Below are 24,951 nucleotides of genomic sequence, written 5' to 3'. Positions count from 1 at the left end.
CCATGGGAGATCGGCTTGCTGGCAAGGTCGCCGTCGTGACCGGAGGGTGCTCCGGCATCGGCCTCGCGACCGTTCGACGGTTCGCGCAGGAGGGCGCAAAGGTCGTCATCGCCGACCTCAACGACGAGCTGGGGGAGCAGTACGCGGCCGAGGTCGGTGGCACGTACGTGCACACCGACGTCGCCGACAAGGCCGACGTCGACAACCTGTTCAAGGTGGCTCACGACACCTACGGGCGCATCGACATCGCCTTCAACAACGCCGGCATCAGCCCGCCCGACGACGACTCGATCCTCGACACCGAGCTCGACGCCTGGGACAAGGTCCAGCTCGTCAACCTCACGTCGGTGTACCTGTGCTGCAAGGCGGTGCTGCCGTACATGCTCGAGCAGAAGTCCGGCTCGATCATCAACACGGCGAGCTTCGTGGCCGTGATGGGGGCGGCGACCTCGCAGATCTCCTACTCGGCGTCCAAGGGTGGGGTGCTCTCGATGACCCGCGAGCTCGGCGTGCAGTTCGCGCGCGAGGGCATCCGGGTCAACGCCCTGTGCCCCGGCCCGGTCAACACCCCGCTGCTCAAGGAGCTGTTCGCCAAGGACGCCGAGCGGGCCGCGCGTCGCCTCGTGCACGTGCCCATGGGCCGGTTCGGCGAGCCCGAGGAGATGGCCAACGCCGTGCTCTTCCTCGCCTCCGACGAGTCGAGCTTCATGACGGCGTCGACCTTCTTGGTCGACGGTGGCATCTCGGGCGCCTACGTCACGCCGCTGTGACGGACGGTGGGGTGACGGTGTGGTGATGGGTGTCGACCGGCCGGTGATCGGCGTCTCCTGCTACGTCGAGGACGTCGACCGGGCTCCGTGGGTGGCTCAGCGCAGTGCGGTGCTCCCGCACGGGTACGTCGACCACCTGGAGCGCGCAGGGGCACTCGTGGTGGTCCTGCCGCCCCGGCCGGATGCTGACGACCAGGTGGCGGCGACGGTGCTCGCCCGGCTCGACGGCCTCGTCATCGCCGGCGGGGCGGATGTCGAGGCGGCGCGCTACGGCGCCCCGCCCCACGTCACCTCGCAGGACCCGCGACCCGACCGCGATGCCTGGGAGCTCGCGCTCGCCCGGATGTCGTGGACCGCTCGGATGCCGGTGCTCGGCATCTGTCGCGGCATGCAGGTCATGGCGGTGGCCGGCGGTGCAGCCCTGGACCAGCACCTGCCCGACGTCGTCGGCACCGACGAGCACTGCCCTGCGCCAGGGGTCCACGCCCACCACCTCGTGACTCCCGTGAGCGGAACCCGGGTGGCCGGCATCCTCGGGGACGGGCCGCTCGACGTGCCGACCTACCACCACCAGGCCGTACGGCCGTCGTCGCTCGAGGGGACGGGCTACCGGGCTGCCGCCTGGCACGCCGACGGCACGCTCGAGGCGATGGAGGACCCGGCAGCCCCGTTCCGGGTGGCCGTGCAGTGGCACCCCGAAGCGGGCGCCGACCCGCGACTGTTCGCCGCATTGGTGGAATCTGCACGACAGGGTGCGGCCCGCGGGTGACAATCACCCGGTGACCAGGCTCAACCGACTTGCCATCGCCGCGGGTGCGGCCAGTGCCCTCGGTGCCTTCGCCGCCGCCGGACGAGGGGTGAATGCCGCGATGGGTGGGCGCCCGGCCGGAGCCCGCCTCGAGCGGATGAAGCGCTCCGCGTCGTACCGCGCGGGGGCGTTCCACAACACCAGCCGCAGGACCTCCTCGATGCCCTCGCAGCAGCGCGACGTGCTGCGCCGCTTCCGGGACAGCGCCGAGACCCGCAAACCAGCGAGGCCGATCCCGGTGGTCAGTGCCTCGCACGAGCCGCGACCCGATGGTCTGCACATCACCTGGTTCGGGCACGCGTCGTGCCTGGTCGAGCTCGACGGTGCCCGGATCCTGCTCGACCCCGTCTGGAGCGATCGCTGCAGCCCGAGCCAGCACGTCGGGCCCAAGCGGCTGCACGCGGTGCCGGTGCCCCTGACCGGCCTGGGCCGGGTGGATGCCGTCGTCATCTCGCACGACCACTACGACCACCTCGACATGGACACCATCCGCCAGCTCTGCCAGCTCACCGGTGCCGTCTTCCTCGTACCCCTCGGCGTCGGAGCACACCTCGAGACCTGGGGGGTGCCCACCCACCGCATCATCGAGTGCGACTGGGAGGACGGTCACGACGTGGCGGGAGTGCGCATCACCGCCGTCGAGGCCCAGCACTTCTCCGGTCGCGGTCTGCGGCGCGACGGCACGCTGTGGGCGTCGTGGGTGATCTCCGGGGCCAGCGGTCGGGTCTTCTTCTCGGGTGACACGGGGTACTTCGACGGGTACACCCGAATCGGCGCCGACCACGGTCCGTTCGACGCGTTGCTGATGGCCGTCGGCGCCTACGACCCGGCCTGGCGCGACATCCACCTCGACCCCGAGGAGGCCGTCGAGGCGGCAGTGGCGATGGGTGGCGGGTTGGTGCTGCCGATCCACTGGTGCACCTTCGTGCTCGCGCCGCACCCGTGGGCCGAGCCGGTTCAACGGCTCCTCGCCGCCGCCGGTGCGGCCGGCGTCGAGGTCGCCGTGCCCAAGGTGGGACAACGCATCGACCCGGCCGCGCCGCCGGACGCTGACCCGTGGTGGGCCCGGCTCGATGCGTGACGCTTGACGCGAACGTCAGGAGCGACACCGCAAAAGGTAAAGGAATAGTCAGAAATCGGGAAAGATCCTCCCGCTGGACGGGGGCGTCATGGTGCACTGTGCCCGCACCAACCGACCCGGGGGTTCACTCACCACCCTTCCCGACAGGATGCGCCACATGTCACGACGTTCCACCCAACCAGCGCGAACAGCGCTCGCAGCCCTTGCAGCGGCTGCCCTCGCGGCGGGCCTGGTCTCGACCACGGCCACGTCCGCAGGTGCCGCAGAGCCCGAACCCCGGGCCAAGGTCACCGCCCCCAAGGCCAACGCCGACAAGGGCACGCTGAAGAAGAAGGCCAGCAAGGACAAGCTGGGCCAGCACGACCGTCAGCTGCTCGAGAAGGCCCGCAGCAAGGGCGAGAAGCGAGTGACCATCCTGCTGGCGACCGAGAAGGGCGCCACGAAGGGGGTTGCTGCCTCGGTGAAGGCCAACGGCGGCTTCACCGGCATGACCAACGACCGCATCGGGTACGTGCGCGCGACCGTGCCGACCTCGGCCGTGGAGAAGGTCGCCGGCCTGGCCAAGGTCCTGGCCGTCGACCTCAACGAGTCGATCCCGCTGCCCGACCCCACGGTCGAGAGCTCCGGACGCGCGGGGGCCACGGCATCCGTCGACGCACCCGGCCCGTCGACGCCCGAGGTCAACCCGTACATGCCGACCAACGAGATCGGCTCGGTGGACTTCCGCACCGCCCACCCGACCTGGGACGGGCGTGGCGTGACCATCGGCGTCATCGACTCCGGTGTCGACCTCGACCACCCTGCCCTGCAGACCACGACGACCGGCGAGCGCAAGATCGTCGACTGGGTGACCGCGACCGACCCGCTGTTCGACGGTGACGGCACGTGGCGGGCCATGCTCACCGATGTGACCGGCCCGGAGGCGTCGTACGCCTCGTCGACCTGGACCCTCCCGTCCTCCGGGTCGTACAAGATCAACCGGTTCAGCGAGAGCATCACTGCGGCGAGCGAGCCCGGTGGCGACGTGAACCGTGACGGTGACACCACCGACCGCTTCGGTGTGCTGTTCGACCCGGCGACCAACGACATCTGGGTCGACGCCAACCAGAACTTCACCTTCGAGGCGAGCGAGAAGATGCGCCCCTACAAGGAGAACTTCGACATCGGCCACTTCGGCACCGACAACCCGGCGACCGACGTCGTCGAGCGGATGCCGTTCGTCGTCGAGTATCGCAAGGGTGTCGACGTCACGCCGGCCGGCCTGCCCGGCACGGCGGACTTCGTCAACATCGGCATCGTCGAGGACGCCCACGGCAGCCACGTCGCCGGCATCGCGGCGGGCAACAGCCTGTTCGGTGGGGCCGTCGACGGTCAGGCACCCGGTGCCAAGGTCGTCTCCTCGCGGGCCTGCACCTGGGGTGGCGGCTGCACCGCAGCGGCCCTGACCGACGGCATGGTCGACCTCGTCGCCAACCGTGGCGTCGACGTCGTCAACATGTCGATCGGTGGCCTGCCCGCCCTCAACGACGGCAACAACGCCCGGGCCCGCCTCTACGACGCGCTCATCGACGAATACGGCGTCCAGCTGTTCATCTCCGCCGGCAACAGCGGCGCCGGCATCAACACGATCGGCGACCCGTCGGTCGCGACGAGCGTGGTCAGCGTGGCGTCGTCGGTGAGCAAGGAGACCTGGCTGTCCAACTACGGCTCGGTCGTCTCCACCCCGCTGACGCTGCACAACTACTCCTCACGCGGCCCTCGGGAGGACGGCGGCTTCAAGCCCAACGTCATGGCCCCGGGTTCGGCGGTCTCGAGCGTGCCGCAGTGGCTCGAGCAGCCAGGCGTCGCGGAGACCGGCTACACCCTCCCCGTCGGGTACGCGATGTTCAACGGGACGTCGATGGCCTCCCCGCAGGCCGCCGGTGGGGCAGCCCTGCTGCTCTCGGCCGGGTTCGCCACGGGCACGCCGATCACCCCCGCACAGCTGCGTGAGTCGATGTACACCACGGCTGACTTCGTCAAGGGTGTCGAGGCGGTGTCCCAGGGCAACGGGCAGATCGACGTGCCGGCGTCCTGGAAGCTGCTGAAGACCAAGCCGGCGACGCGCACGTTCACCACCGACGCACCGGTCTGCACGCCGATCTCCGACTTCCTGGCCACCCCCGACCGCGGCACCGGTGTCTACAACCGCTGCGCCGCGGGCGAGGGCGGCCACAAGGTCGGTCAGAGCAAGACCTACACCGTCAAGGTGACCCGCACCTCCGGTGCCTCGGGCGCCGTGGCGCACCGCGTCCGTCTGATCGGCAACGACGGCACCTTCACGGTTCCGTCGGCGGCATCCCTTCGTCTGGACCGCGCTCGGGCCATCACCGTCGTGGCCAAGCCGCGCACGGCCGGTCTGCACTCCGCGATCCTCGTCGTCGACGACCCCAGGACCGGCGTCGTCGACCACCGCGTCATGCTCGCCGTGGTGGCGTCCGAAGACCTGAAGAAGCCCTCGTACTCGCTGACCAAGACCAGCGAGGTCGAGCGCAACCTCGTCAAGCGCCACTTCGTGACCGTCCCCGAGGGCACCAAGGCCCTTCAGGTCAACCTCGGTGGCATCGCGACGAACAGCCAGGTTCGCTGGGTCGCGTTCAACCCGTACGGCGTCCCGGTGGACCCGACGGCGACGACGCAGTGCTACACGAACTTCCCCGGCTCGTCCTGCAACGCGAACTCGCGGGCGTACAGCAACCCGATCCCGGGTGTCTGGGAGCTCATCGTCGAGTCGCGGCGCACCTCGCCGTTCCTCGAGAACCCGTACCGCCTGACGGCTGCCGCCCAGGGCGTCACGGTCGACCCGGCGATCCAGACCGTCGCTGCCCCCATCGGCGAGGCCACCCCGGTCTCGTGGACGGTGCGCAACGACTTCGGCCCGGTCACGGTCACGCCCAAGGGTGGCAACCTCGGGTCGGCCGTCAGCCAGCGCCCGAGCATCGCCGACGCGGCATCCGAGGAGTTCGAGGTCGAGGTTCCGGCCGGGGCGCAGCGACTCGACGTGAGCATCGGCAACCCCTCGGACCTGTCGGCTGACCTGGACCTGTCGGTCTACAACGCCGCCGGTGCGCTGGTCGGTCAGGACGCCGACGGTGACTCCGACGAGTCGGTCTCGCTCGCCAACCCGGCGGCCGGGACGTACACGGTGGTCGTCGACGGGTACTCCGTGCCCGCAGGCACGACCGAGTACGACTACCTCGACGTGTTCTTCTCGTCGGCGCTCGGGACCCTCACGGTCCCCGGAACGGCCCTCACCCTCGATGGTGGGCAGTCGGCCACGGTCACGGGCTCGCTCACGGCGACGGCTCCCGCGGCTGCCGGGCGCCAGCTCTTCGGTGAGATGAACGTCGTCACCGCGGCCGGTGCCGTGCTCGGTACCGGGTCGGTGCTCGTCTCCGCTCCCTGATTCGACGACGACGGCGGCGGCCCCCACCCGGGGTCGCCGCCGTCGTCGTGCCCGGGGCAGGCGTGATCGGAGCGGGCGTGATCGGATGCCGTCGGGCCGGGTCGTCGTTCCCGTGGCCGCCAGCATGTGGACGCCGGCTGTGCCCGGCCCACCCCGCCGTGCGACAGTGTGCGGGTGATGCTTCCTGTGGCCACCGCCACGCTCATTATCGGCTAGCGCGACGAGAACTCCTCGTCGCGCAGACCTCCCGCACCCGGGGGGTCTTTTGCTTGTCGGAGCGTCGCAGGTGCGGCGGGACCGGGGAGCAAGGGTCGGCCGCCCCCACCCCCGGGCGGCACGACGGCAGCGCTGGCCCGAGAATGGAACGGCAAGCAGCACACGTCATCGCCCCGGCCCGCACGGGCCGGGGCACACGACGCCGGGTGTACCGGCAGAGCGATCCGGGTGAACGAGAACCGATGAGTGACCTCCACGTCTACGACACGACGCTGCGTGACGGCGCCCAGCAGGAGGGCCTCAACCTCTCCGTGGGTGACAAGCTCGCCATCTCCGCGCACCTCGACGACCTGGGCGTCGGCTTCATCGAGGGCGGGTGGCCGGGCGCCAACCCCAAGGACACCGAGTTCTTCGCGCGGGCCGCCACGGACCTTCGCCTGCGCAACGCCACCCTGGCCGCCTTCGGCGCAACCCGTCGGGCCGGGGGGCGTGCGGCGAGGGACCCGCTCGTACGGGCGCTGCTGGACAGCCAGGCGCAGGTGATCACGCTCGTCGCGAAGTCGCACACCGGCCACGTCGAGCGGGCCCTGCGCACCACGCTCGAGGAGAACCTCGAGATGATCCGCGACACCGTGTCGTTCCTGCGCGGCGAGGGCCGCCGCGTGTTCCTCGATGCCGAGCACTTCTTCGACGGCTACGCCACCGACCGGGCCTATGCCCTCGAGGCCGTGCGCGCCGCGGCCGAGTCCGGCGCCGAGGTCATCGCCCTGTGCGACACCAACGGCGGCATGCTGCCCGACCAGGTGGCCGACGTCGTGCGCGACGTCGTCGTCAGCACCGGCGCGCGCATCGGCATCCACTGCCACAACGACACCGGGTGCGCCGTCGCCAACTCGATGGCGGCGGTCGACGCCGGCGCCACCCACGTGCAGGGAACGGTCAACGGGTACGGCGAGCGCACCGGCAACGCCGACCTGCTCACCGTGGTCGCCAACCTCCAGCTGAAGAAGGGGCTGGACCTGCTCGAGCCGCACCGGCTTCAGGAGTCCACCCGCATCGCCCACGCCATCGCCGAGGTCACCAACGTGCCGGCGTACTCCCGCCAGCCCTACGTCGGCTCGAGCGCCTTCGCCCACAAGGCCGGCCTGCACGCCAGCGCGATCAAGGTCGACCCCGACCTCTACCAGCACATGGACCCCAAGCACGTCGGCAACGACATGCGCATGCTCGTGTCCGACATGGCCGGGCGCGCCTCCATCGAGCTGAAGTCGCGCGAGCTCGGCTTCGACCTCGACCCATCGGACGAGGCGGATGCCGCCACGCTCGCCCGGGTGCTGCGCTCCGTCAAGGACAAGGAGCTGCGCGGCTACACCTTCGACGCCGCGGACGCCAGCTTCGAGCTGCTCCTGCGGCGTGAGGTCGACGGCGTCCTGCCCGCGTTCTTCGAGGTCGAGTCCTGGCGCGTGATCACCGATGCCCGCGGCGACGACGACGCCCTCTCCGAGGCGACCGTCAAGCTGGCGGCGGCCGGGGAGCGGGTCGTGCAGACCGGCGAGGGCAACGGCCCGGTCAACGCCCTCGACCACGCGCTGCGCTCCTCGCTCGCTGCCGCCTACCCCGAGATCGGCCACCTCGAGCTCATCGACTACAAGGTGCGCATCCTCGACGCGGCGCACGGCACGGATGCCGTCACGCGGGTTCTCATCGAGACCTCCGACGGGACGACATCGTGGACCACCATCGGGGTGGCCGCGAACATCCTCGAGGCATCGTGGGACGCCCTGGTCGAGTCGGTCACCTACGGTCTGGTGCGCGCCGGAGTCGCCCCCCGCTGAGCGGCTTGTCCCGCCTGAACCCCCTTCCCGCGAGGACAGGGGTGCGCTAACGTCCGCCAGTGGCCGGCATCCGCCGGAGATGGTTCACGCCCGGGCAGGGAGATGCGGATGAAGCGACGTCACAGCACGACAAGAACGGTTGGGGTCCTCACGGTGGCAGGGGCGCTCTGCGGCGCAGTCGCCCTCGGCGGCCAGGCGCAGGCAGCCGTCGCCACCAACACCAGTGCACTGCGGGCAGCGGTCACCCTCGAGGGCGTCATGGAGCACCTCGAGGCGTTCCAGACGATCGCCGACGAGAACGACGGCAACCGGGCGGCGGGCACGAGCGGCCACGACGCCTCGGTGAACTACGTCGAGGGGCTCCTCCAGGATGCCGGGTACTCCACCTGGCGGCAGCCGTTCACCTACGAGCGCACCGACTTCACGGGCACCGCGCTCTCCCAGACCGCGCCGGGCGCCGAGGACTACACGTTCGGCGTGGACTTCTACCCGATGGACTACTCGGGGGGTGGCACGGTCACCGCCGCGGTCACGGCTGTCGACATCAACCTCGGCGGCGACCGGGCCTCGACCAGTGGCTGTGAGGCTGCCGACTTCGCCGGCTTCCCGGCCGGCAACATCGCGCTCATCCAGCGCGGGTCGTGTGACTTCGCGGTCAAGGCCGACAACGCCGCCGCAGCCGGCGCCACCGCGGTCATCGTCTTCAACCAGGGCAACGTCGTCGCCGGTGACGACCGCCTCTCGGTCTTCGGCGGCACCCTCGGTGAGCCCGTGCGCGGCATCCCGGTCGTCAGCGCCTCCTTCGCCGCGGGTGAGACGTGGGCCAACACCGCTGGACTCGTGCTCTCCCTCGCAGTCGAGGTGAACATCACGCAGGTTCAGACCGAGAACCTCCTCGCAGACACCCCCACCGGTCGTGGCGACCGCACCGTCGTCGTGGGTGGTCACCTCGACTCGGTCTCCGAGGGCCCCGGCATCAACGACAACGGCTCCGGCACAGCGGCCACTCTCGAGACGGCCCTGAAGATGGCCGAGCTGGGCATCACGCCGACCAACCGAGTCCGCTTCGCGTTCTGGAGCGGCGAGGAGGACGGCCTCATCGGGTCCTCGTACTACGTCTCGCAGCTGTCGACCCGGGACATCAAGAACACGGCCCTGAACCTCAACTTCGACATGGTCGGATCGCCGAACGCGGTGAACTTCGTCTACGACGGAGACGGTGACGCGTTGGGTGTCTCCGGCCCGAACGGGTCCGGTCTCATCGAGTCGGTGTTCACCGGCTTCTTCACCTCGCAGGGCTCGGCCTCGGTGCCGACCGACTTCGACGGGCGCAGTGACTACTTCGCGTTCATCGAGGCGGGCATCCCGGCCGGTGGCCTGTTCACCGGGGCCGAGGGCATCAAGAGCGCCGAGGAGGCTGCCGTCTTCGGCGGGACCGCGGGGATCGCCTACGACCCCTGCTACCACTCGGCCTGCGACGACATCGACAACCTCGACGCGCAGACGCTGGACATCATGTCCGATGCGATCGCCCACGCGACGCTGACGTTCGCCCAGACCACGTCGGCCGTCAACGGCACCGGCAAGGGCAAGGGCAAGGGCACCATCGAGTGGCAGTACAAGGGAGCCAAGGCCCTGCGCTGACGGCCAGCACACCCTCCGAGCCCGGGGTCGCGGCGACAGCGGCGGCCCCGGGCTCGTCAGGACCGGGCCGCAGTTGCCCCTCCTTGAGTCCATGCGGCGTCACGTCGTTGCGTAGATTCGGGGTCATGGTCTCTCCTTTCGGGCAGCGACCCTTCGACATCCGGATGGAGTGGGGGCCGCGCGGCGCACGTGAGCTCGTCGATGAGGGGATCGCGGTCGCGGTCGTCGTCGACGTCCTGTCGTTCACGACATCGGTGACGGTGGCGGTGGAGCGGGGCACGGCGGTGCTGCCGTTGGCGTGGGGTGCGGTGGATGCCGCGGAGCGCGCCCGCGACCTCGATGCCGTGGTCGCGGCCGGCCGCCGCGACGGGGGTCCCGGCCGAATCACCTTGTCCCCGGCGAGCATCCTCACCGAGTCCGCACCACCACGGCTGGTGCTGCCGTCACCCAACGGATCCGCGATCTGTGAGCAGCTCGCCGCCGTCGACGTCACCGTCGTCGCAGCCTCGCTGCGCAACGCGCCCGCCGTGGGTCGGTGGCTGGCCGCGCACGGGGGGCCCGTGGGCGTCGTCGCCTCGGGGGAGCGCTGGGCCGGTGACGGGTCGCTGCGGCCCGCGGTCGAGGACGCCTGGGGAGCCGGCGCGGTGATCGACGCCGTGGTCGCGGCGGAGCCGTCCGCGACGCTCAGCCCCGAGGCGGCAGCGGCCCGGGCGGGCTACTGCGCCGTGCGACCGGACCTGCGGGCGAGGCTGGCGGCCTGCGCGAGCGGGGTCGAACTCGTCGACAAGGGGTTCGCGGCCGATGTCGCCATCGCCGCCGGCCCGTCGACGTCATCCGCGGTGCCGGTGCTCACGGACGGCTGGTTCGCTTCAGTCGACTGAGCGCAACACGCTGACGACCACTTTTCGCCGACGGCATGTTGCGCTCACTTGATCGGGAGGTGGGCCGCCCGCAGCGCCTCCGCGGCGTCGATGACGTCGAGCAGGCGCTGGCGCAGCGCGTTGGACCGCTGCGAGAAGGCACGTTGGGCCTCGATGTACGCGGCCTTGCCCTCGGGCGTCTCGATCGTCACCGGGGTGTACCCGAGCTCACGCAGGTCGTAGGGCGAGGCCCTCATGTCGAGCACCCGGATCTCGCGGGCCAGGTCGAAGGCATCCACCACGAGGTCGCTGGGAACGAGCGGCGCGAGCTTGAAGGCCCACTTGTACACGTCCATCCCGGCGTGCAGGCAGCCCGGTTGCTCCAGGGCGACCTGGCTGTCACGGGTCGGCCTCAGCGCGTTGTGCGGCGCGGCCGGCTCGGTGAAGAACCGGTAGGCGTCGAAGTGCGAACACCGGATGCCGTGACCCTCCACCACCGCGTCGGTCCCCTCGCCGCCGAGGCGCAGCGGCCACCCCGAGTGCCGCACGTCGTCGGCGGGCAACCGGTAGACCATGGCCCACTCGTGCAGGCCGAAGCACCCGAGGTGGGCAGGGCGCGACACCGTGGCCCGGAGCAGGTCCCGCACGAAGGACAGGGCCGACGCTCGCGCGGTGAGGAACGCACCGACGTCGAGGCGGACGGCATCCCCATCCTGACGGTAGTGGGTCCAAGACGCCCGAGGAAGGCCGGCGGCATCCGCGAGGACCGCACCGGGTCCCGGGTGCCAGCGGCGCAGTCGGGCCGGGGAGTGGTTGTAGTAGCGGAAGAGGAAGTCCTCGACGGGATGGGTGCGGCCGCCGGAAGTGCGCTCGCGGTGGGCGGCCGTGGCCTCGTCGACGCGCCGCTCGTGCGCGGTCTCGAGCCCGCGCCACTCCTCGAGGGTCAGCACGCGCTCAGTCACCGCACCACGGTACCCACGCGCCGAAGGTGGGTCGCTCGCGGCAGGGCTCGGTCGTGTCGAAGGACGGGAACCCGAACGGGCGTGCTGCTCGTTGAGGGGACAATGGAGGCCACGGCCTCCGGGCCCAGCGCCATCCGATGCGTTCCTTCACGACCGACGAGGACCCCATGACCCGCTCCACCCTGCCGTTCCTCGCCGTGGCGAGCGCGCTCGTGCTCGCGCTCTCGGCCTGCGCAGCCGACGCCGAGGTGGCTGCCCCGAGCACCCCGGCGGCGCCCCGCGCGTCAAGCTCGCCGTCACCCACCCCGGCGGATGCCGCGCCCGAGCGCCTCTACGTCGCCCTGGGCGACTCGCTCGCCGCGGGCTACCAGCCGGGTGGAACCGAGCTGCGCGACACGGCCTACCCGGCGCTGACGGCGAATCGGCTGAAGGCCGCGGGTGCATCGCTCGAGGTCGAGAACCTCGGCTGCAGCGGCGAGACGACGACCTCACTCATCGAGGGCGGGAAGTGCACCTTCGACGAGGGCAGCCAGCTCGAGCAGGCGGAGGCGGTGCTCGCCGAGCGCAAGGGTCAGGTGGCGCTGGTCACGATCGACATCGGGGGCAACGACCTCCTCGCGTGCGTGCGCGGCGGCGCCGCGATCGATGCAGCCTGTGTCGACAAGGGGGTCGATACCGTCGAGAAGAACCTCCCGACCATCCTCGAGCGGCTGCGCAGCGCGGCCGGGCCGGACGTTCCCGTCCTCGTGCTCGGCTACTACAACCCCTGGGTCGCCGCCCAGACCCTGGACCAGCCCGTCGCGGGCGTCGAGGAGGCGGCCCAGGGCTATGCCGACCTCAGCGACGCGATCGAGGCGGCAGCCGAGGGTGCCGGGGCGACCTTCGTCAGTCTCGACGAGGCGTTCGCCACGAACGACAGCACTCCGACCGAGATCGGCGGGCGCACGATTCCGGAGAACGCCGCCCGGGTCTGCACCCTGACCAACCTCTGCACGGCCCGCGACATCCACTTCTCCGACGAGGGCGCCGCCACCGTGGCACGGGTGCTCGCCGACGCGGCGACCACCGCCGGTGTGGGCGCCGAGAGCTGACGGGTCAGGCCCTGCACATCGGGTGAACCGGTGGCGGGCCTAGGCTTGCGTCCATGCGCATCGCGAGGTTCACGACGGGTGAGGACCCGGCCTACGGGCTGGTCGACGGGGCAGGGGAGAAGATCGCCGAGATCACGGGCGACCCGCTCTACCAGCGCATCGAACTGACCGGTGCCGTCCACCAGGTGGCCGACGTGCGACTGCTCGCCCCCGTCATCCCGCGCAGCAAGGTGATCGGCATCGGCAAGAACTACGCCGACCACGCCGCCGAGATGGGCGGAGAGGCCCCGGCGACCCCCCTGATGTTCCTCGTCCCGAACACGGCCGTCGTCGGGCCGGGCGACCCCGTCGTGATGCCTCCCCAGACGAGCGAGGTGAGCTACGAGGGTGAGCTGGCCGTGGTCATCGGGCGGCTGTGCAAGGACGTCGAGGCGAGCGAGGCCCTCTCGGCGGTGTTCGGCTACACCATCGCCAACGACGTGACCGCTCGTGACCTCCAGCGCACCGACGGCCAGTGGGCGCGGGCCAAGGGCTTCGACACCTTCTGCCCCCTCGGGCCGTGGATCGAGACCGACCTCGACCCCTCCGGTCAGCGGATCGTCACCATGCTCGACGGGGACATCGTCCAGGACGGCGCGACGTCGGACATGGTGCACGACGTCGCCGCCCTGATCGCCTTCGCCTCCCAAGCCTTCACCCTGTTGCCGGGCGACGTCATCCTCACCGGTACGCCGGCCGGGGTCGGCCTCGTGGAGGCCGGGCAGCGGGTCGACGTCGACATCGACGGCATCGGGGTGCTCAGCAATCCCTTCGTGCGTCACTAGGCTGTCGCCCACCATGACAGAACCGACCTATGAAGGCCGCCACGCCGGCCCCGCAGCCGATGAGACGGCGGATGCCGCCGGGTCACCGAGCGACGCACGCCCCGACGGGCGCCACCGAGCCGCAGAGAGCGAGCAGCCCGTGTCCGAGACCTCCGCAGCAGCACCCGTCGGCGCCCTGACCGGGGCGGTTCGCCTTCGGGTCGCGCCGTCGCCCACGGGCGACCCGCACGTCGGTACCGCCTACATGTCCCTGTTCAACCTGGCGTTCGTGCGCCAGCACGGCGGTCGCTTCGTCCTGCGCATCGAGGACACCGACCGCACGCGCTTTCGCGCCGACTCCGAGCAGCAGGTGTTCGACACGCTGTCGTGGCTCGGGCTCACCTGGGATGAGGGCCCCGACGTCGGTGGCCCCTTCGAGCCCTATCGCCAGAGCGAGCGCCTCGACACCTACCGGCCCTACGTCGATCGACTGATCGAGTCCGGCCACGCCTACCACTGCTGGTGCACCCCGGGGCGGTTGGCACAGATGCGCGAGGCGCAGGCCAGGGACAAGAAGCCCACCGGGTACGACCGTATGTGCCACGGGCTCACCGAGCAGGAGCGGGCCGAGCTGCCCGGCTTCTCCGAGACGCCCGTCGTGCGCATGTTCGTGCCCGACGACGTCCCGCTGGTCTTCGACGACCTCATCCGTGGCACGGTGTCGGCACCGCGCCCGGACGACCAGGTCATCTTCAAGGCCGACGGCTTCCCCACCTACCACCTGGCCGTCGTCGTCGACGACCACGAGATGGGCATCACCCACGTGGTGCGCGGTGAGGAGTGGATCTCCTCGACGCCCAAGCACATCCTGCTCTACCAGTGGCTCGGGCTGGAGCCGCCGAAGTTCGCGCACATGCCCCTGCTGCGCAACCCCGACTCGTCGAAGATCTCCAAGCGCAAGAACCCCGCCGCTCGCCTCACCTGGTTCCGGGAGCAGGGCTACCTGCCCGAGGCCCTCGTCAACTTCCTCGCCCTGCTGGCGTACCCGCCGGCCAAGGGCCCGGAGGGCGAGGACGTCGAGGTCTTCACGTTCGAGGACTTCTCCGCCCGGTTCTCCTGGTCCGACGTCAACCCGGTCGGCCCGATCTTCGACATGAAGAAGCTCGACTGGCTCAACGGGATGCACATCCGCGCCCTGGACCTCGACGACTTCACCTCGCGACTGCTGCCCTACCTGGAGGCCGACGGCATCCTCAGCGGCAACCCCTCGCTGGGCGAGCTGGGGCGACTGCGTGAGGTCGCGGCCCTGATCCAGACGCGGATCGCGCACCTCACCGAGGCCGGGGCGCTCGTCGCACCGTTCTTCGCCCCGGACGACATGGTCGAGGTCGCCGACGATGCCCGCGCCCAGCTGGGTGAGGATGCCGTCCGTGTCCTCGACGCGGCATCCACGGCACTCCAGGCGCTGCCCGACGAGCACAGCGGGGTCCTCGCGTCGGTGTCGACGTGGACGGCTCCCGCCATCGAGGCGGCGTTGCGGGCTGCGGTCATCGACGGGCTCGGGCTCAAGCCCAAGGTCGCCTTCACGCCGCTGCGCACCGCAGTCTCCGGGCGCCGGATCTCGCCGCCGCTGTTCGAGTCCATGGAGATCCTGGGCAAGACGGCGACGCTGACCCGGTTGGACGCGCTGCGCTCGACCCTCTGAGGTGGCTGCGCAGGCGGTGCGGCGGTCGGCGATTTGGGCACTGGCGAACGCGCCCGCTAAGATCGTGCCTCGGTTCGCCTGAAGCCACGCCCTCGCGGCAACGGCCGATGGCATGCCCCATGGGGTATGGTGTAATTGGCAACACTGGTGATTCTGGTTCATCCGTTCTAGGTTCGAGTCCTGGTACCCCAGCCATCGCACCCGGCATTGACGCCGGGCGCGATTCGGAGAATGACCTCGCCGTGGCGTAAGGTTCTTCTCCGTTGCCCAGCCGCTTCCGAGCGGATGGGTGCAGCACGAGGCCCCGTTGTGTAGTGGCCTAGCACGCCGCCCTCTCAAGGCGGTAGCGCGGGTTCGAATCCCGTCGGGGCTACAACGCCCGAAGGCCCGGTCCACCAGGACCGGGCCTTCGGCGTGTCCGGCGTCGGTCCTTGACCGGTCGGGGTTCCACCCCTCGGCTGTCGCTCCCCGGCGGAACGATTCCGCTGTCTGCCCCGGAGGTCAGCGTGGACTCGGCACTCGTCTCGGTCGGTCTGCCCGCCGCCCTGGCCGTCATCATGTTCGGGCTCGGTCTCTCGCTGACCCCCGACGACTTCGCGCGAGTGGCGCGTCATCCCCGAGCGGTCCCCGTCATCCTCGCCACCCAGATCCTCGTCCTGCCGCTGCTGGGCTTCGCGATCGCCGAGGTTGCCGGCCTCGCTCCCGAGCTCGCCGTCGGGTTGTTGCTGCTCGCCGCGTCACCCGGTGGGACCACGGCCAACCTGTTCAGCCACCTCTTTCGCGGCGACGGCGCCCTCAACATCACCCTGACGGCCGTGAACTCGGTCGTCGCGCTCGTGACGCTGCCCGTGGTCGTCAACCTCGCCATCTCCCGCTACCTCGGCGACTCCTCCGGCGTGGGGATGCAGCTGGGCAAGACGGTTCAGGTCTTTGCGATCGTCCTCGTGCCGGTGGCCATCGGCATGCTCGTGCGGTCACGATCACCACAGTTCGCGGATGCCGCGGACCGGCCGGTGCGCATCGCCTCGGCCGTGTTGCTGTTCCTCGTCGTCGTCGGCGCGATCGCTTCGGAGGACAACGCTGGCAAGTACTTCGCGCAGGTCGGGCTCGTCATGACCATCTTCTGCGCCCTGTCCCTGACGGTTGGCTACGTCCTGCCACGGCTGCTCGGCCTCACCCCCGCGCAGTGCGTTGCGAGCGGCTTCGAGATCGGCATCCACAACAGCACGCTGGCGATCGCCGTGGCGCTCACGGTGCTGGGGAACACGACCATCGGCATCCCGGCCGCGGTCTACGGCATCGTCATGTTTCCCGTGGCCGCCCTCTTCGGGCTGGCGCTGCGCCGCTCGGGAGTGCTGGCCCGCACGGACGCCGGCTCACGCGGAGAGCCCGCCCTGCCTGACCGCTGAGGCCCATTGGCAGATGCGCGCGTCGAGGTCGCCGTCGCCGGTGGCTGCGTGGACGAGCCACGCGTCCGCGAGGTCGGCCTCGACCGGCCACCGGTTCTCCCAGGTCACGAGGCGCTCGGCCAGCAGGTCGAACACGTCATCACACAGCGCCGGGGCGAACACCGTGACCGGTGTCGATGCCCGGGTCAGGGCTGCGGCCCGCCGTGCCGCCATCGTGCCCCCGCCGACGACGATGGCCCGGCGGCCGGGCCTCGGGAACCCGAGCAGGCGGGTGCGGTCACGGGCGATGCGCTGGGCAGTGGTGAGGGACATGGGCGACCTCCTCGCGCGGCAGGCGGTTTCGGATGCCGTCACGATGCCGTCGCGGTGTTGCCGGGGTGGTGTCGCCGTGTGAACTCCCTGTTTCACGGGGGCCAGCGCAGCCCAGCCCCGGCCCGGCCGACAACTTCTCCGCCGTCACAGGGATGACGGGGTAGTTCAGATTCAGGCATGGCGGAGAAATATCTCCGACCGGGTGGAGCGTCTCCACCATCACTGGGATGACGGAGAAAGTTCAGCGGGTGAGGCGCTCCTCGTTGATGCTGCGGCCGCCTGCGAACCGACCGCGCAGGGCCGTGGATCAGCCAGGTGCTCTCACCCCGGGCCGCGCTGGATCAGCCACGTGTGGCTGGAGTGCAAGAAGTCGCGGGTTCAGGCGTTGTTCTGGGCGTCCTGCTGCGCAGCGTGGCGGGCGAGGACCTCGGTGAGCTTGTTCGCGCCGGCGATGACGGTCGCGGCGTGGAGCCGACCCGGCTGGCGCGACAAACGCTCGATCGGTCCGGAGATGGAGACCGCGGCGATGACCCGCCCGGAGGGGGAGCGCACCGGTGCCGACACCGAGGCCACCCCCGGCTCGCGCTCGCCGACGCTCTGGGCCCAGCCACGGCGCCGCACCCCCGACAGCGACGTCGCGGTGAAGGCCGCTCCCTGGAGGCCGCGGTGCAGGCGGTCCGGCTCCTCCCAGGCCAGCAGGACCTGAGCGGCCGACCCGGCGCGCATCGACAGCGCAGCCCCCACCGGGATGGAGTCGCGCAGGCCGACCGGGCGCTCCGCCGCGGAGACGCAGACCCGGTGCTCACCCTGGCGCCGGAACAGCTGGGCGCTCTCGTTGGTGTGGTCGCGCAGCGCGCCGAGGACGGGGCCAGCAGCGGCGAGCAGGCGGTCCTCGCCGGCGGCGGCGGCCAGCTCGCCGAGGCGGGGGCCGAGGATGAAGCGGCCCTGCAGGTCGCGGGTGACCAGTCGGTGGTGCTCGAGCGCGACGGCCAGCCGGTGGGCCGTCGGGCGGGCCAGGCCGGTCGCCGTCACGAGCTGGGCGAGGGTCGACGGGCCGGCCTCGAGGGCGCTGAGCACGATCGCCGCCTTGTCGAGCACCCCGACGCCACTGGTGTTGTCCATGTCTTGATATTAGCGTCTCATTGCCTGAGACGCACGTTCGTTGGCCATCTGCCCGTGCGAATCTCGACGGACAGCGATGGCGCCCGACGCGGGCGTCCGCATGCGTCGAAGTCGTGAGACCGCCGAGCGGCGGTCACGTCGTGGAGGTGGAGCAATGGCCGGAACTCTGGCCGAGAAGGTCTGGGAGTCCCATGTGGTGCACCGCGGGGAGGGCGAACCCGATCTGCTCTACATCGACCTGCACCTGCTCCACGAGGTGACCAGTCCGCAGGCGTTCGACGGGTTGCGCCTCGCCGGGCGCCCGGTGCGCCGGCCTGACCTGACCCTCGCGACCGAGGACCACAACGTCCCGACCACCCCCGGCCCGATCACCGACCCGGTGAGCCGGACCCAGGTCGAGACCCTGCGCCGCAACTGCGAGGAGTTCGGCGTCACGCTCTACCCGATGGGGGACGCCGAGCAGGGCATCGTGCACGTCGTCGGACCGCAGCTGGGGCTGACCCAGCCGGGCATGACCATCGTGTGCGGTGACAGCCACACCTCGACGCACGGGGCGTTCGGCGCCCTGGCCTTCGGCATCGGGACCTCCGAGGTCGAACACGTGCTCGCGACCCAGACCCTGCCGCTGAAGCCGTTCAAGACCATGGCCATCACGGTGGAGGGCGACCTCGCCGACGGCGTCACGGCCAAGGACATCGTGCTCGCCGTCATCGCGCGGATCGGCACCGGAGGTGGCCAGGGCTACGTCCTGGAGTACCGCGGGAGCGCCATCCGTGCGCTGTCGATGGAAGCCCGGATGACGGTGTGCAACATGTCGATCGAGGCCGGTGCCCGCGCCGGCATGATCGCCCCCGACGAGACGACCTTCGAGTACTTGCGCGGACGCGACCACGCACCGACCGGCGCCGACTGGGATGCCGCGGTCGCCGCCTGGAGCGAGCTGCGCAGTGACGACGACGCCGTCTTCGACGACGAGGTCGTCCTCGACGCCGCGGCCCTCACCCCCTTCGTCACGTGGGGGACCAACCCCGGTCAGGGTGCGCCGCTCGGCTCGTCCGTGCCGGACCCCGAGCTGATGCCGGACGAGAACGACAAGGCCAACGCCCGCCGGGCCCTGGAGTACATGGGCCTGGAGGCCGGCACGCCGCTGCGCGACGTCCACGTCGACACGGTCTTCCTCGGGTCCTGCACGAACGGACGCATCGAGGACCTGCGGGCCGCGGCCTCCGTGCTGGAGGGCCGTCAGGTCGCCGAGGGTGTGCGGATGCTCGTCGTCCCCGGATCGGCCCGGGTTCGGCTCCAGGCCGAGAGCGAGGGCCTGCACGAGGTCTTCACGGCCGCCGGTGCCGAGTGGCGCCTGCCCGGGTGCTCGATGTGCCTCGGGATGAACCCTGACCAGCTCGCGCCGGGGGAGCGCAGCGCGTCGACCTCCAACCGCAACTTCGAGGGGCGCCAGGGCAAGGGCGGGCGCACCCACCTCGTGAGCCCACTCGTCGCAGCAGCCACCGCCGTGCGCGGGACGCTGTCGAGCCCGGCCGATCTCGAGCCCGTGACCGCAGGGAGCAACTGATGGAAGCCTTCACCACCCACACCGGCGTCGGTGTGCCGCTGCGCCGCAGCAACGTCGACACCGACCAGATCATCCCGGCCGTCTACCTCAAGCGGGTCACCCGCACCGGCTTCGAGGACGGCCTGTTCGCCGCCTGGCGTGGCGATGAGACGTTCGTGCTGAACGACCCGAACTACGCGGCCGGATCGGTGCTCGTGGCCGGGCCGGACTTCGGGACCGGGTCCTCGCGCGAGCACGCGGTCTGGGCGCTGATGAACTACGGCTTCCGGGTCGTCATCTCCTCGCGGTTCGCCGACATCTTCCGCGGCAACAGCGGCAAGCAGGGGCTGCTGACGGCCCAGTGCAGCCAGGACGACGTCGAGCTGCTCTGGAAGCTGCTTGAGAACCACCCCGGCACCTCCGTCACCGTCGACCTGGTCTCACGCACCATCACCGCCGGTGATCTCGTGGCCCGTTTCGAGGTCGACGACTACACGCGGTGGCGCCTGCTCGAGGGCCATGACGACATCAGTCTCACGCTTCGTCACGAGGGTGATATTTCTACTTTCGAAGGTTCGCGTCCGATCTGGAAGCCGGCCGTCACCGGCTGAGCGTGCGAGCGTGGAACTGCCGCAATCGATTACCTCAAACCCTGCGTGCGGTCCTGTTCGGGCGCTCGCTGAGCGGCGTCCAACCTCGCCTGACAGCGTGCCGCTAGCGGTGGACGAGGGCGTTCGATGGCCCTACCGTCGGTGCCGGACCGGTCATTCGGCGGTCCACGATTGTGTTGCGCCCGGCGCGCTTTTCAGAGTTTGGGGTAAGTCCACGTGAACAAGGCAGATCTGGTCAAGGAACTGGAGTCGACGTTCGGCAGCCGCAAAGCGGCAGGGGAAGCACTGGATGCCGTTCTCGACACCATCATCCGGGAAGTGTCCCGGGGTGGGAAGGTGTCGATCACCGGTTTCGGCACGTTCGATCGGGTCGAGCGGGCACCCCGCACCGGCCGCAACCCGCACACCGGGACCTCGGTGCGCATTCCCGAGGTCAAGGCGCCGCGCTTTCGGGCCGGCACCGCGTTCAAGTCCTATGTCAAGGAGCCGCACACCCTGCCCAAGGACGGCACTGCGACCGGTCGCGCCCCGGCAGGCACGGCAGCGGCCAAGAAGTCGGCGTCCGCCTGATCTCACTGCCAGATGTCGGTGATCGTTCTGCCGCACCCGGTGCGCGGGTGTGTTTGGCTTGGCCCATGACCTCATCCCTCGTCGTCGACGGCGGCTCCCCGCTCGTTGGTGACATCGAGGTCAGGGGCGCCAAGAACCTGGTCTCCAAGGCCATGGTCGCGGTGATGCTGGCCGAGGAAAGGTGTCGCCTGCGAGGCGTGCCCGAGATCTCCGACGTGCAGATCGTCAGCGGCCTCCTTGAGCTGCACGGGGTCGTCATCGACTCCACCGATCGTGACGGTGAACTGGTCCTCGACCCGACCAACGTCGAACAGGCCCACATCGCCGACATCGACACCCATGCCGGCTCCTCCCGGGTGCCCGTGCTGCTCTGCGGCCCGCTGCTCCACCGCCTGGGCGAGGCGTTCATCCCCGACCTCGGGGGCTGCCGCATCGGCGAACGCCCCATCAACTACCACCTCGACGTGCTGCGCACCTTCGGGGCGGTGGTCGAGAAGCGCCAGGACGGCCTGCGCCTGACCGCGCCCAACGGACTGCACGCCGCTGACATCCACCTGCCGTACCCGAGCGTTGGGGCGACCGAGCAGGTGCTGCTCACCGCCGTGCGCGCCATCGGTCGCACGACGTTGCGGGGTGCCGCGATCGAGCCCGAGATCATGGACCTCATCGCCATCCTGCAGAAGATGGGCGCGATCATCTCGGTCCAGACCGACCGGGTCATCCTCATCGAGGGCGTCGACCGGCTCGGCGGGTTCGACCACCTCGCGATCCCCGACCGCATCGAGGCCGGCTCCTGGGCCTGCGCGGCGCTGGCCACCCGTGGTGACATCTACGTCCGCGGCGCCCAGCAGCTGCCGATGATGCCGTTCCTCAACGTCTTCCGACGCATCGGGGGCAAGTTCGAGATCGACGACGACGGCATCCGGTTCTGGCACCCGGGGGGCACGCTGAACTCCATCGCCATCGAGACCGACGTGCACCCCGGGTTCATGACCGACTGGCAGCAGCCGCTCGTCGTCGCACTCACCCAGACCGCGGGGCTCTCCATCGTCCACGAGACGGTCTACGAGAACCGGCTCGGCTTCACCGACGCACTCGTCGACGCGGGGGCGCACATCCAGACCTTCCGTGAGTGCCTGGGAGGCTCGCCGTGCCGGTTCGGGCGGGCGAACTACCAGCACTCTGCGGTCATCTCCGGCCCGACCCCGCTGCAGGCGGCGGAGATCACCGTGCCCGACCTGCGTGGCGGGTTCAGCTACGTCATCGCCGCCCTGGCGGCGCAGGGCCGCTCCACGGTGCACGGCATCGACCTCATCCACCGCGGGTACGAGCGCTTCTCCGAAAAGCTCGACAACCTCGGGGCCGTCTACAAGCTCCCCTGACGTCGAGCGCCCTGTCGCCGATCCCGGTCAGGGCTGCACAGCCGGGCACCCCAGCGTCAGTGGATGTCCTCGCCGGGCCCGATCCCGGTGATCCACACCCGGGTCGCCGCAGCCCCACTCTCGTCGAGTTCGATGCTCACCCGCTGGCCCACCCGCAGGTGGCGCAGCCCGCTGCGCTGCGCGGCGTCCGGTGGCAGGTCGACCTCCACGCCGTCGTCGAGCAGGGCCGAGCCGGAGCCGTCGTCGGCGATGCGGTGGATGGTGGCCTGCACACCGTGAACCGTAGCGCGAGCCAGTGCCCGGGTGGTGTGTGGGCCGAGCCCCAGCCGCACGGCCTGCGCGAGCGACCGGGCATCGTCGACGTCGACCCGCAGCCCCGGCAGGTCGAGGTCGAGCCGTACGTGCCCCAGGGCCTCGTGCGCCGCGGCGCTGCCGGCACCGAACGCCGTGCGCACCGCGGCCGTCGACTCGCCCTCGCGCACGGTCAGGGTCAACATCGCCGTGCCCAGGCCGTCGGCGTCAGGGACGACTGCTGCCGGATGCCGTCCGGCCGCCTCGAGCGCGACCCTCACGTCCGCGGCGCGCAGCGCCGGGTGGTCGCCCAGGACCACCGCGATGCGGGTCGCTCCGTCGCCGGCGGCGACCCGGCATCCGGCCGCCACCGCGGCATCCAGACCCAGACCGGGGTCGGGGACGAGCCGCGCACCACCAGTCGCGACCCACGAGGTGGCCGCGGGGTCCGAGGTCACGACGAGCACCGGCATCCCCTCGAGCGCCTCGATCACAGCGGCGACGGTGTCACGGGCGAACGCGTTCGCGAGGTCGCTGCGGGCGGCGCCGGGCAGGGCCAACCGGCTCTTGGCCTGCGGCCCGCCCTTGACCGGGACGACGGCCGCCCACTGCGGAACGAGATCGGGCACGCCCTGATCCTGCCAACACGTGGCGTCATGCTCGACATCGCCGCTGTCGCAGACCACAATGCGGTGACCCGCCCGCACGGAAGGCAGCGCGTGAGCATCCCGACGGACCACTCCAGGCCTCGTGCCTACCGCTTTGTCGTGGCCCTGCTGCGACCGCTGCTGATGATCTTCACCAAGCGTCGCTGGTCCGGTCAGGAGAACCTCCCGACCGAGGGTGGCTTCGTCGTCGTCACCAACCACTACTCCCACCTCGATCCGTTCGTCTTCGGGCACTTCCTCGTCGACCACGGCTTCTCGCCCCGGTTCCTCGGCAAGGTCGAGGTCTTCCGCATCCCTGTCGTCGGCTGGATCCTCACCAGGGCCGACCAGATCCGTGTGCACCGCGAGTCGGGCCGGGCCATCCACGCCTTCCGCAGTGCCGTCGAGGCCGTGCGGGCCGGAAAGGTCGTCGCGATCTACCCCGAGGGCACCCTCACCCGCGACCCCGACCTGTGGCCGATGCGGGGGAAGACCGGCGCTGCCCGGGTGGCGCTGGAGACCGGCTGCCCCGTCGTTCCGGTCGTCTCGTGGGGCGCCCACGAGATCCTCGGGCCCTATCGGCACTGGCCGCACCTGCTGCCGCGCAAGACGATGATCGTGCACGCAGGCCCACCGGTCGAGCTCGACGACCTGCGAGGCCTGCCGCTGACCGCCGAGGTGCTCCAGGACGCCACCGACCGGATCATGGCCGCCCTGACCACCGATCTGGAGGGGGTGCGCGGGGAGCGCGCTCCCGGCATCCGCTTCGACCCCCGCGCCGCCGGCGTGACCCCCATCGGCAGACCACGACCCCTCAAGGAGGCCTCATGACGAGCGCAGCGGTGTACGGCACGGGAAGCTGGGGCACGGCGTACGCGTCGGTGCTCGCGGATGCCGGCACGAACGTGACGATGTGGGGCCGCCGGCAGGAGGTCGTCGACCAGATCAATGCCGGCACCAACGAGGACTACCTGCCCGAGCTGCGCCTGCCGAGCACCATTCGTGCCACGAGCGACCCGTTCGAGGCCGCCGCTGGTGCCGACATCGTCGTGCTCGCGGTGCCGTCCCAGACGCTGCGCGCCAACCTCGAGGCCTGGGGATCGGTGCTGCCGTCGTCGGCGGCGATCGTGTCGCTCATGAAGGGGGTCGAGCTGGGGACGACCCGTCGGATGTCCGAGGTGATCTCGGAGGTCGGTGGCGTCGAGCCCGAGCGCGTCGTCATCGTCTCCGGGCCGAACCTGGCCCGCGAGATCGCCGTCAAGCAGCCGGCGGCCTCGGTCGTCGCGTCGTCGAGCGCGGCGATGGCCGAGCTCGTCGCCGCTGCCTGTGCGGCGCCGTACTTCCGCCCCTACACCGGCTCCGACGTGGTCGGGACCGAGATCTGCGGCGCCGTGAAGAACGTCATCGCGCTGGCCGTCGGCATGGCCGAGGGCCTGGGCATGGGCGACAACTCCAAGGCCTCGATCATCACCCGCGGCCTGGCCGAGACGATGCGCCTCGGGATGGCTCTCGGCGGGGAGGCCCCGACGTTCGCGGGGCTCGCCGGGGTCGGTGACCTCATCGCGACGTGCATGTCGCCGCTGTCGCGCAACCACTCGTTCGGGGTGCGCCTCGGGCAGGGGCTGGCCGTCTCGGAGGTCATCGCCGTCACGAAGCAGACGGCCGAGGGTGTGAAGTCGTGCACCTCGATCCTCGAGCTGGCGCGGCACACCGGTGTCGACGTGCCGATCATCGAGCAGGTCGACGCGATGATCCAGCACGACCGCAGCGCCCAGGAGGTCGTCTCGGCCCTGCTCTCGCGCCCCCGCAAGGCCGAAACCGCCTGACGCAGCGGTGAG

The 24,951-nt window shown here is 70.7% G+C and carries 21 protein-coding genes and 2 tRNA genes; 19 read left to right on the top strand and 4 right to left on the bottom strand.

The features are described 5' to 3' along the window. The first annotated feature begins 2 nt into the window (after positions 1–2). The 7 genes from C8E84_RS05800 to C8E84_RS05770 all read left to right on the top strand — a co-directional run bounded on the left by C8E84_RS05800 (position 3) and on the right by C8E84_RS05770 (position 10,680). Positions 3–770, top strand: a complete 768-nt coding sequence (locus C8E84_RS05800; RefSeq protein WP_159900273.1) for a 3-oxoacyl-ACP reductase — start codon at positions 3–5, stop codon at positions 768–770. A 25-nt stretch (positions 771–795) separates the two neighbouring features. Continuing rightward, positions 796–1,539, top strand: a complete 744-nt coding sequence (locus C8E84_RS05795; RefSeq protein WP_159900271.1) for a gamma-glutamyl-gamma-aminobutyrate hydrolase family protein — start codon at positions 796–798, stop codon at positions 1,537–1,539. A 10-nt stretch (positions 1,540–1,549) separates the two neighbouring features. Further along, positions 1,550–2,659, top strand: a complete 1,110-nt coding sequence (locus C8E84_RS05790; RefSeq protein ID WP_246196808.1) for an MBL fold metallo-hydrolase — start codon at positions 1,550–1,552, stop codon at positions 2,657–2,659. A gap of 157 nt (positions 2,660–2,816) precedes the next feature. Further along, complete coding sequence (locus C8E84_RS05785; protein ID WP_159900269.1) at positions 2,817–6,104, top strand: S8 family serine peptidase; 3,288 nt, start codon at positions 2,817–2,819, stop codon at positions 6,102–6,104. A 458-nt stretch (positions 6,105–6,562) separates the two neighbouring features. Further along, positions 6,563–8,155 carry a citramalate synthase gene (gene cimA / locus C8E84_RS05780; protein WP_159900267.1) on the top strand — a complete coding sequence of 531 codons (1,593 nt, stop codon included), beginning with the start codon at positions 6,563–6,565 and terminating at the stop codon, positions 8,153–8,155. A gap of 153 nt (positions 8,156–8,308) precedes the next feature. Further along, a complete protein-coding gene (locus C8E84_RS05775; protein ID WP_246196807.1) occupies positions 8,309–9,799 on the top strand; it encodes a M28 family peptidase in 1,491 nt (496 codons plus the stop codon). A 125-nt stretch (positions 9,800–9,924) separates the two neighbouring features. Further along, entirely contained in the window at positions 9,925–10,680 is a 756-nt protein-coding gene (locus C8E84_RS05770) for a 2-phosphosulfolactate phosphatase (RefSeq protein WP_159900263.1), read from the top strand. 44 nt (positions 10,681–10,724) lie between these two features. Here C8E84_RS05770 and C8E84_RS05765 read toward each other — a convergent pair whose 3' ends face one another. Then, positions 10,725–11,621, bottom strand: coding sequence for a 3-methyladenine DNA glycosylase (locus C8E84_RS05765; protein WP_211675410.1), 897 nt, complete (start codon positions 11,619–11,621; stop codon positions 10,725–10,727). A 167-nt stretch (positions 11,622–11,788) separates the two neighbouring features. On the opposite strand from C8E84_RS05765, the gene C8E84_RS05760 reads away from it, so the two are divergent. The 6 genes from C8E84_RS05760 to C8E84_RS05735 all read left to right on the top strand — a co-directional run bounded on the left by C8E84_RS05760 (position 11,789) and on the right by C8E84_RS05735 (position 16,629). Then, positions 11,789–12,712, top strand: coding sequence for an SGNH/GDSL hydrolase family protein (locus C8E84_RS05760; protein WP_159900261.1), 924 nt, complete (start codon positions 11,789–11,791; stop codon positions 12,710–12,712). Between the two features lie 53 nt (positions 12,713–12,765). Further along, entirely contained in the window at positions 12,766–13,536 is a 771-nt protein-coding gene (locus tag C8E84_RS05755) for a fumarylacetoacetate hydrolase family protein (RefSeq protein WP_159900259.1), read from the top strand. Positions 13,537–13,549: 13 nt separating this feature from the next. Continuing rightward, positions 13,550–15,220, top strand: a complete 1,671-nt coding sequence (gene gltX, locus C8E84_RS05750) for a glutamate--tRNA ligase (RefSeq protein WP_159900257.1) — start codon at positions 13,550–13,552, stop codon at positions 15,218–15,220. A 120-nt stretch (positions 15,221–15,340) separates the two neighbouring features. After that, positions 15,341–15,415, top strand: a tRNA-Gln gene (locus C8E84_RS05745). A gap of 105 nt (positions 15,416–15,520) precedes the next feature. Further along, positions 15,521–15,593 (top strand) — tRNA-Glu (locus C8E84_RS05740). Positions 15,594–15,726: 133 nt separating this feature from the next. Further along, positions 15,727–16,629 carry a bile acid:sodium symporter family protein gene (locus tag C8E84_RS05735; RefSeq protein WP_159900255.1) on the top strand — a complete coding sequence of 301 codons (903 nt, stop codon included), beginning with the start codon at positions 15,727–15,729 and terminating at the stop codon, positions 16,627–16,629. On the opposite strand, the gene C8E84_RS05730 is transcribed toward C8E84_RS05735, so the two are convergent. Both C8E84_RS05730 and C8E84_RS05725 read right to left on the bottom strand, forming a co-directional pair. Further along, positions 16,597–16,941 carry an NAD(P)-dependent oxidoreductase gene (locus tag C8E84_RS05730; protein ID WP_159900253.1) on the bottom strand — a complete coding sequence of 115 codons (345 nt, stop codon included), beginning with the start codon at positions 16,939–16,941 and terminating at the stop codon, positions 16,597–16,599. The genes C8E84_RS05735 and C8E84_RS05730 overlap by 33 nt on opposite strands. 378 nt (positions 16,942–17,319) lie before the next feature. Continuing rightward, positions 17,320–18,063, bottom strand: coding sequence for an IclR family transcriptional regulator (locus tag C8E84_RS05725; RefSeq protein WP_159900251.1), 744 nt, complete (start codon positions 18,061–18,063; stop codon positions 17,320–17,322). Positions 18,064–18,217: 154 nt separating this feature from the next. On the opposite strand from C8E84_RS05725, the gene leuC reads away from it, so the two are divergent. The 4 genes from leuC to murA all read left to right on the top strand — a co-directional run bounded on the left by leuC (position 18,218) and on the right by murA (position 22,175). Beyond that, on the top strand, positions 18,218–19,633 hold the full coding sequence (gene leuC / locus C8E84_RS05720; protein WP_159900249.1) for a 3-isopropylmalate dehydratase large subunit: 1,416 nt from the start codon (positions 18,218–18,220) through the stop codon (positions 19,631–19,633). Next, positions 19,633–20,223 (top strand): 3-isopropylmalate dehydratase small subunit, encoded by a 591-nt coding sequence (gene leuD / locus C8E84_RS05715; protein WP_159900247.1) that lies wholly within the window; start codon positions 19,633–19,635, stop codon positions 20,221–20,223. Before leuC ends, leuD begins: the two co-directional genes overlap by 1 nt. A gap of 216 nt (positions 20,224–20,439) precedes the next feature. Continuing rightward, positions 20,440–20,793, top strand: coding sequence for an HU family DNA-binding protein (locus C8E84_RS05710; RefSeq protein ID WP_159900245.1), 354 nt, complete (start codon positions 20,440–20,442; stop codon positions 20,791–20,793). Positions 20,794–20,858: 65 nt separating this feature from the next. After that, the gene (gene murA / locus C8E84_RS05705) at positions 20,859–22,175 is read left to right on the top strand and encodes a UDP-N-acetylglucosamine 1-carboxyvinyltransferase (RefSeq protein WP_159900243.1); all 1,317 of its coding nucleotides are present in this window, start codon (positions 20,859–20,861) and stop codon (positions 22,173–22,175) included. A 56-nt stretch (positions 22,176–22,231) separates the two neighbouring features. Here the strand turns inward: murA and cofC are convergent, their stop codons facing one another. Continuing rightward, positions 22,232–23,095, bottom strand: a complete 864-nt coding sequence (gene cofC, locus C8E84_RS05700) for a 2-phospho-L-lactate guanylyltransferase (RefSeq protein WP_159900241.1) — start codon at positions 23,093–23,095, stop codon at positions 22,232–22,234. Between the two features lie 90 nt (positions 23,096–23,185). Between cofC and C8E84_RS05695 the strand changes: the two genes are divergently transcribed. Beyond that, positions 23,186–23,944, top strand: coding sequence for a lysophospholipid acyltransferase family protein (locus C8E84_RS05695; protein ID WP_246196806.1), 759 nt, complete (start codon positions 23,186–23,188; stop codon positions 23,942–23,944). Next, positions 23,941–24,939: an NAD(P)H-dependent glycerol-3-phosphate dehydrogenase gene (locus C8E84_RS05690; RefSeq protein WP_159900239.1), complete on the top strand. Its 999-nt coding sequence runs from the start codon at positions 23,941–23,943 to the stop codon at positions 24,937–24,939. Before C8E84_RS05695 ends, C8E84_RS05690 begins: the two co-directional genes overlap by 4 nt. The last annotated feature ends 12 nt before the right edge of the window (positions 24,940–24,951 follow it).

The organism is Ornithinibacter aureus, assembly GCF_009858245.1.
Taxonomy (GTDB): Bacteria; Actinomycetota; Actinomycetes; order Actinomycetales; family Dermatophilaceae; genus Fodinibacter; species Fodinibacter aureus.
This window is presented reverse-complemented; position numbering and strand designations above follow the sequence as displayed.

What these genes read in the sequence shown, in the direction of transcription:
- C8E84_RS05800 (WP_159900273.1), top strand. Translation starts at nt 3, where the DNA reads ATGGGAGATCGGCTTGCTGGCAAGGTCGCCGTCGTGACCGGAGGGTGC.
- C8E84_RS05795 (WP_159900271.1), top strand. Translation starts at nt 796, where the DNA reads ATGGGTGTCGACCGGCCGGTGATCGGCGTCTCCTGCTACGTCGAGGAC.
- C8E84_RS05785 (WP_159900269.1), top strand. Translation starts at nt 2,817, where the DNA reads ATGTCACGACGTTCCACCCAACCAGCGCGAACAGCGCTCGCAGCCCTT.
- cimA (WP_159900267.1), top strand. Translation starts at nt 6,563, where the DNA reads ATGAGTGACCTCCACGTCTACGACACGACGCTGCGTGACGGCGCCCAG.
- C8E84_RS05770 (WP_159900263.1), top strand. Translation starts at nt 9,925, where the DNA reads ATGGTCTCTCCTTTCGGGCAGCGACCCTTCGACATCCGGATGGAGTGG.
- C8E84_RS05760 (WP_159900261.1), top strand. Translation starts at nt 11,789, where the DNA reads ATGACCCGCTCCACCCTGCCGTTCCTCGCCGTGGCGAGCGCGCTCGTG.
- C8E84_RS05755 (WP_159900259.1), top strand. Translation starts at nt 12,766, where the DNA reads ATGCGCATCGCGAGGTTCACGACGGGTGAGGACCCGGCCTACGGGCTG.
- gltX (WP_159900257.1), top strand. Translation starts at nt 13,550, where the DNA reads ATGACAGAACCGACCTATGAAGGCCGCCACGCCGGCCCCGCAGCCGAT.
- C8E84_RS05730 (WP_159900253.1), bottom strand. Translation starts at nt 16,941, where the DNA reads ATGTCCCTCACCACTGCCCAGCGCATCGCCCGTGACCGCACCCGCCTG.
- C8E84_RS05725 (WP_159900251.1), bottom strand. Translation starts at nt 18,063, where the DNA reads ATGGACAACACCAGTGGCGTCGGGGTGCTCGACAAGGCGGCGATCGTG.
- leuC (WP_159900249.1), top strand. Translation starts at nt 18,218, where the DNA reads ATGGCCGGAACTCTGGCCGAGAAGGTCTGGGAGTCCCATGTGGTGCAC.
- leuD (WP_159900247.1), top strand. Translation starts at nt 19,633, where the DNA reads ATGGAAGCCTTCACCACCCACACCGGCGTCGGTGTGCCGCTGCGCCGC.
- murA (WP_159900243.1), top strand. Translation starts at nt 20,859, where the DNA reads ATGACCTCATCCCTCGTCGTCGACGGCGGCTCCCCGCTCGTTGGTGAC.
- C8E84_RS05690 (WP_159900239.1), top strand. Translation starts at nt 23,941, where the DNA reads ATGACGAGCGCAGCGGTGTACGGCACGGGAAGCTGGGGCACGGCGTAC.